We start from the raw sequence: 6,592 nt of genomic DNA on the forward strand, positions 1-6,592 counted from the left end.
ATTAGGCTGTAAACCGCGCCAGCGCATCGGCAACGCGCGCCTTGGCAGCGCCCAGCGGATCTTCCTCCCCGAGCATCGCGAACGTGCCGTTGAGCGCGAAGAAGCAGTGCCCGTGCACGCTCGCCAGCAGCGAGCGCGCCAGCGGCAAAGCATCACCCTGCGCATCCGGCGGCAGCACGGCGGCGATTTCCCGCACGATCACCCCCGTGATGGCCGCCACCTTTTCCCGATAGTCCTCTGAAGGCTGCGTCCCTTCGGGCAGGCGGAAGTCGTAAAGCGCCGTCCAGGCATGGCGCTGCCCCAGCGCGAAATCGAAATAGGCCTCGATCGCGGCATCGAGACGCCCCTCTTCCCGCCCGGCCAGCCGCTCTTCCAGAAACGCCAGCCACAAGTCGAGCGTGCGGCCGTTGAGCGCCAGCAGCAGCGCGTCATAGGAGCCGAAGACATTATAGAGGGTGCCGATCGAGTAGCCGATCCGCTTGGCCACCTCGCGCGCGGAGAAGCGGGCAAATCCCACCTCCGAGAGCTGCCGGTGCCCTTCTTCCAGTATCAGCGCGCGCAATTCCTCGCGCGAATGGTCCGAACGCCGTCCCATATCTGCAAACCCATCGCTTTTTGTGTGCTTGCCCACGCTTTCGCAAATTAATTGAACGATGTCCAATTTTATAATTGAACAGTGTTTAATTTCGTGAGACACCACGCTCACACCAGCGAGTCGCCATGCGGCAGGTTGGCAGCTAGAGCTTTCAGATCAGGAAACGGGGAAACGGCGTGTCAGCACCAGACTTCTCACTGCTCACCAAACGGCGTTTCGCGCCGATGTTCGTGGTCCAGTTCCTGGGCGCCTTCAACGACAACCTGCTCAAGTACGCCATGCTGCTGCTGGCGAACTACGGAATCCTCAAGGACGCGCCGGAGCAGGCGGGAATGCTCTCGGTAATCGCCACCGGGCTGTTCACTCTGCCTTATTTCCTGTTCTCGGCGCTGGCCGGCCAGATCGCGGACCGCATCGACAAGGGCACGCTGGTGCGCTGGGTGAAGCTGGCCGAAGTGGGCATCATGGGCGTGGCGCTGGTGGGCTTTGCCTGGCAGTCCATCGCGCTGCTGCTCGCCAGTCTGTTCCTGATGGGCCTGCATTCCACCGTGTTCGGCCCGGTCAAGTATTCGATCCTGCCCCAGCACCTCACCGAGCACGAGATCATGGGCGGCACCGGCCTGATCGAGGCGGGCACGTTCCTGGCGATCCTGACCGGGCAATTGCTCGCCGGGCAGGTTCCGCCGTGGGAGGCCGGGCTTGTCGCCATGGGCCTTGCCACGCTGGGCTATCTCGCAGCGCTGGCGATCCCCCCTGCTCCGCCCAGCCGCGGCGGCCATCCGGTCGACTGGAACGTCGCGCGCGGCACCTGGCACGTGCTGACCACCGCGCACAAGGGCCGCGGCGTGTGGCTGGCGGTGCTGGGCATCAGCTGGTTCTTCACCGCAGGCGCGGTGCTGCTCACTGAATTCGTGCCGCTCGTCTCCGATACGCTGAACGCGCAGAAGGATGTGGCGACGCTGTTCCTGGTGATCTTCTCGGTCACGATCGCGCTCGGTTCGATGACCGTGAACCGCCTGCTGGGCGGAGAGGTCTCGGCGAAGTACGTGCCCGTCAGCGCGCTGGCGCTGGCTGCGGGCCTGATCGACCTGTCGTTCTCCACCAGCCTGTTCACAGTCACCTATCCCGAGGCGAGCGTCGGCCAGTTCTTCGCCAGCGCCGGGTCCTGGCGGATCATCGCCGATCTGGTCGTGATCGCCTTTTCGGGCGGCATGTTCATCGTCCCGCTCTATGCAATCCTCCAGGTGCGTGCCGCGCCCGACGAACGCTCGCAGGTGATCGCCGCCAACAACATCCTCAATGCCGGAATGACCGTCACCGCCGTCGCGGTGGTTGCCGGGCTGCTCGGCGTGGGCGCCAGCGTGCCGCAAGTGATCGGCGTGCTGGGCCTCGCGACGCTGGTCGTCGCGCTGGTCTCGGTCTGGCTGCTGCCCGAAACGCTGTTCAAGGCGGTGATCCGCATCGTCCTCAAGGTTCTGTACCGCGTCGAAGTGACCGGGATCGAGAACATGCCAAAGCCCGGCGAGCGCGCGGTCGTGGTCGTCAACCACCTCTCCTATCTCGACGGCGTGCTGCTCGGCGCCTTCCTGCCCGGCAAGCCGACCTTCGCGGTGCACACCGCCATTGCCAGGAGCTGGTGGATACAGCCCTTCCTCAAGCTGTTCCGCGCCTTTCCGGTCGATCCCACCAACCCGATGTCGGCCAAAGCCATGGTGCGCACCGTGCGCGAGGGGAACACGCTGGTGATCTTCCCCGAAGGCCGCATCACTGTGACCGGCGCGCTGATGAAAGTGTTCGACGGCCCCGGCATGGTCGCCGACAAGGCCGATGCGCCGATCGTCCCGGTGCGCCTCAACGGCCCGCAGTACAGCCCGCTCTCGCACCTCAAGGGCAAAGTTCGCACGCGGCTGTTCCCCAAGGTGACGATCGACGTGCTGCCGCCGCGCCGCTTTGCCATTGAGGGCGAAATGTCCGCCCGCGCCCGCCGCGCCATCGCCGGCCGCCGTCTCTACGACGAGATGAGCGCGATGATCTTCGCCACCACGGATACGGACCGCACCCTGTTCTCCGCCCTGTGCGAGGCGCGCGCGATCCACGGCGGCAAGGCCAAGGTTGTGGAAGACGTGAAACGCCAGCCGCTCTCGCTCGACCGGCTGATCCTGGGCTCCGAACTGCTGGGCGACCGCCTTGCCTACCGCACCCGCCCCGGCGAGGCGGTCGGCCTGCTGCTGCCCAATGTGAACGGCGCCGCGCTCGCTTTCTTTGCGCTGCAGGCCGAAGGGCGCGTGGCGGCGATGCTCAATTTCACAGCCGGGCTGACCAACCTGCTCTCCGCCTGCGAAACCGCCGAGATCCGCACCGTGGTCACCGCGCGCGCCTTCGTCGAACAGGCGAAGCTGCAGGATACCGTCAATGCGCTGGAGGCCAGCGGATGCATGGTCCTCTATCTGGAAGACCTTGCGCAGGAGATCGGCACGGGCGCGAAGCTGTGGCACATGCTGCTCAGGAAGGGCGCTGAAGGCCGCCACGCCAGGCTGAAGATCGCGCCCGATGCACCCGCCGTGATCCTGTTCACCAGCGGCTCGGAAGGCACCCCCAAAGGCGTCGTCCTGTCCCACCGCAACCTCCTGGCGAACTGCGCCCAGCTTGCCGCGCGGATCGACTTCAACCCCAGCGACGTGGTGCTGAACGCGCTGCCGGTGTTCCACTCGTTCGGCCTGACCGGCGGCACGCTGCTGCCGATCCTCAATGGCATCCGGACGGTGTTCTACCCTAGCCCGCTGCACTACCGGATCGTCCCCGCGCTCGCCTATGATTGCAACGCGACGATCCTGTTCGGCACCGACACCTTCCTTTCCGGCTATGCCCGCATGGCGCACGGCTACGACTTCTATTCGCTGCGCTACATCTTCGCGGGCGCCGAAAAGGTGCGCGAGGAAACCCGCAAGGCCTATTCGGAAAAATTCGGCCTGCGCATCCTCGAAGGCTACGGCGCCACCGAGTGCGCGCCGGTGATCGCGGTGAACACGCCGATGCATTTCCAGGCGGGAACCGTCGGCCGCCTGCTGCCCGCGATGGAAGCCCGGCTCGAAGCAGTGCCCGGCATTGCCGAAGGCGGCCGCCTCTTCGTGAAAGGCCCCAATGTCATGACCGGCTACATGCTGGCGAGCGCGCCGGGCAAGCTGCAGCCGCCCGAGGAAGGCTGGCACGACACCGGCGACATCGTCACCATCGACGAAGCCGGCTTCGTCACCATCCGCGGCCGCGCCAAGCGCTTTGCCAAGATCGGCGGCGAAATGGTCTCACTCCCGGCCGTGGAAGGCTATGCGGCAAAGGTCTGGCCCGACGGCGAACACGCCGTCGTCACCCGCCCCGATGCGAAGAAGGGCGAGCAACTGGTGCTGTTCACCACCACCCCGCAGGCCGATCCCAAGGCCCTGCTCGAATGGGGTCGCGCCAACGGTGTCACGGAACTGATGCTGCCACGCGATATCCGCGTGCTGGGCGCGCTGCCGGTGCTGGGTACAGGCAAGCTCGACTATGTGACGCTGGGCGAGATGGCGAAAGAGTAACGCTAAGGTTGCACGCCCATGTCAGAAACCATGGGCGGTGATGCCGTAAACGGCATCCCGATATTGAGATAGCCGTTGTAAGGCCCTCCTGCGCGGTCCAGGATGACCAGACCGCGCGGGTAAAGCTTTCCCGGCGCATTCAGTGTGCGCGGCCCGCATTCGGCATCCCCATCCGTCCCGCGGAGTATGCACACCCAGGCCGAACCACCCTGTCCTGAGGCAAGCACTGTCTTCGTCCGCTCTTCCGGCAGATATCCTGCCATCGGCAAATATGCCTTACCATCAGGGGACGTGTACGGCACCCGCTTCGCGTGCACGCCGCCGACCAGAACCATTGTCAGCCCATCCGCAGGTCCCGCCTCAAGGACCAGCGCGGCCATAGCCTTTTCATAGTCGGAACGCGTCTCGTTGGACATCGGCTGTATCGCTCTCACCGCTTGTATTTCACCGGCCTGCTTCATTCGCCGTAACCACTCCAGCAGCGCGAAAGCGGCTTCGCTGCTGCGTCCGTCCCGCCCTGTTGACCAGAACGGAAGAGCCAGCACGTGCGACCGCGCATCATCCCCGCCATCCGATGCAAGATAGGCATCGATCACGGTCTGATCCGCCTCAGGAAATTCCAGAGCGACAGTGACCGTGCGATGGCTCTGTGCGGCGGCGCAAACCAGTTCTGCAAACGACGCGGGCATCTCGCGTGTGCCATGCATCTCGCCAACGACCAGCCAATGGACATCCCTGTCTTCCAGAACCGCCTCCGCACCTTCGATCGGAACACAAGCCTCCGGAGCAGCAGTCGGGGCCAAGGCCAGCCCAAGACCGAGCAATACTGACAGCAATTCAATTCTCCCGGTTTCGCAGTCCCCTTCCTTTGCCTTAATCGATTTGCGGGCGTGGTTAATTATTGGCAATATGGCAGGCCGCGCCCCCATTCCCATGCCGCGTCCGACCGGCTAAACCGCGCCCATGCCTCAAGCCCCCATCCTCGTCGTCACCACCGGCGGCACGATCGACAAGCAGTATTTCGATGCGCTCAGCGAATACCAGATCGCCGAGAGCGTAATCGAAGACATGCTGAAAACCTCCCGCGTCACCCACCCGTTCCGCGTGGTGGAACTGATGCGCAAGGACAGCCTCGAACTCAGCGATGAGGACCGCGCCCTCATCAAGGCGACGATCGCCGCCGCGCCGGAAACGCATGTCGTGGTCACGCATGGCACCGATACCATGACCGAGACGGCCAAGGTCCTGGCGGACATCGAAGGAAAGACCATCGTTCTGACCGGCGCTTTGGCCCCGGCACGCTTTGCCGAAAGCGATGCCCCGTTCAATCTCGGCATGGCCTTCGCCTGCTGTCAGGCGGCAAGACCGGGTGTATGGATTACTATGAACGGCTCAGTATTTAATGGCCTCAAAGTAAAGAAGGACCGGGCGGCAGGTAAGTTTTCCATAATTTAATCTATGCAATCGTTTGCATAAGCAAGAACTGCCACAATCACTCTGCCCGGAAGTAAACTTTCGGAAACCATTCTTCTCTATATGTAACTCTCACTGCAACAGCTTTCGCAGTGGCAGGTAGCGGCGCACACCCCCCGTTCCCCCCGTAGCGCCGCTACCTGTCTGCGAAAGAACCTCCTCCCTTCTCAGGCAGAGCCATCTTCTTCGCTTCCATGCCGGCTTCGCCAGAGCCACCGGGCCGGGAGACGCCCGGCCAGGCAGGCCAGCCAACCGGCCTGAAACCTCCGGCATATCTCGCGCGTTTCGTGACAAGTTGCCTTCGCCCACGTCTCTTTGCTCGCCTTTTCGCGTCCAGCGGTTCATCAGGCGTTGAGGCAGCCGGCGGCAGAAGCGGCACCACGCATTCACATAGGTATTTCAGGAGGTCACAAAATGAAGAAATTGCTGCTGGCTCTGACTATTGCAGCGGCCACTCTTCCGGGCACGCCAGCTGCGGCCGATCCGCCGCCCCATGCCCCGGCCTATGGCGAGCGCGCGAAGGAGCGGTATCATGACGCGCCCCGGCACTCCGACCGCCGCATCTACGATTCGCGCGGCCGCTACGTCACGCCGCGCCGCATCACGCGCAATTCCTATGTCTGGCGCGGACGTGACGGCCGCTATTACTGCCGCCGCGACAACGGCACGACCGGCCTGATCATCGGCGCGGGTCTCGGCGCGCTCGCGGGCCATGAACTGGCAGGCCGCGGCGACAAGACGCTGGGCGCCCTGCTCGGCGGCGTTGTCGGCGGCGTGCTCGGCCGCGAGATCGACCGGGGCGATCTGCGCTGCCGCTAAGCGGAACGGGTCCAACGGATACGACAAGGCGCACCGCTCCATGAGCGGCGCGCCTTTCTGTTTTTAGAGCGTGACCGCCCAGTTATACCAGCGTGCGATGAACATGACCCATGTACTCTCTCCCCTTCAGGAG

The 6,592-nt window shown here is 64.1% G+C and carries 5 protein-coding genes; 3 read left to right on the forward strand and 2 right to left on the reverse strand.

What is annotated here, in order from left to right:
• Position 1: 1 nt before the first annotated feature.
• Positions 2-595: a TetR/AcrR family transcriptional regulator gene (locus NN5_RS09320; RefSeq protein ID WP_067734005.1), complete on the reverse strand. Its 594-nt coding sequence runs from the start codon at positions 593-595 to the stop codon at positions 2-4.
• Between the two features lie 176 nt (positions 596-771).
• Between NN5_RS09320 and NN5_RS09325 the strand changes: the two genes are divergently transcribed.
• On the forward strand, positions 772-4,167 hold the full coding sequence (locus tag NN5_RS09325) for an acyl-[ACP]--phospholipid O-acyltransferase (protein ID WP_245656383.1): 3,396 nt from the start codon (positions 772-774) through the stop codon (positions 4,165-4,167).
• Positions 4,168-4,169: 2 nt separating this feature from the next.
• Here NN5_RS09325 and NN5_RS09330 read toward each other — a convergent pair whose 3' ends face one another.
• Positions 4,170-5,102 (reverse strand): hypothetical protein, encoded by a 933-nt coding sequence (locus NN5_RS09330; protein ID WP_067734006.1) that lies wholly within the window; start codon positions 5,100-5,102, stop codon positions 4,170-4,172.
• 28 nt (positions 5,103-5,130) lie between these two features.
• Here NN5_RS09330 and NN5_RS09335 point away from each other — a divergent pair, with 28 nt between their 5' ends.
• Positions 5,131-5,622 (forward strand): asparaginase domain-containing protein, encoded by a 492-nt coding sequence (locus tag NN5_RS09335; protein ID WP_067734007.1) that lies wholly within the window; start codon positions 5,131-5,133, stop codon positions 5,620-5,622.
• 432 nt (positions 5,623-6,054) lie between these two features.
• Positions 6,055-6,459, forward strand: coding sequence for a glycine zipper 2TM domain-containing protein (locus NN5_RS09340; protein WP_067734008.1), 405 nt, complete (start codon positions 6,055-6,057; stop codon positions 6,457-6,459).
• Positions 6,460-6,592 lie beyond the last annotated feature (133 nt).

Source organism: Novosphingobium naphthalenivorans NBRC 102051 (assembly GCF_001590985.1).
In the GTDB taxonomy this organism is placed as follows: Bacteria; Pseudomonadota; Alphaproteobacteria; order Sphingomonadales; family Sphingomonadaceae; genus Novosphingobium; species Novosphingobium naphthalenivorans.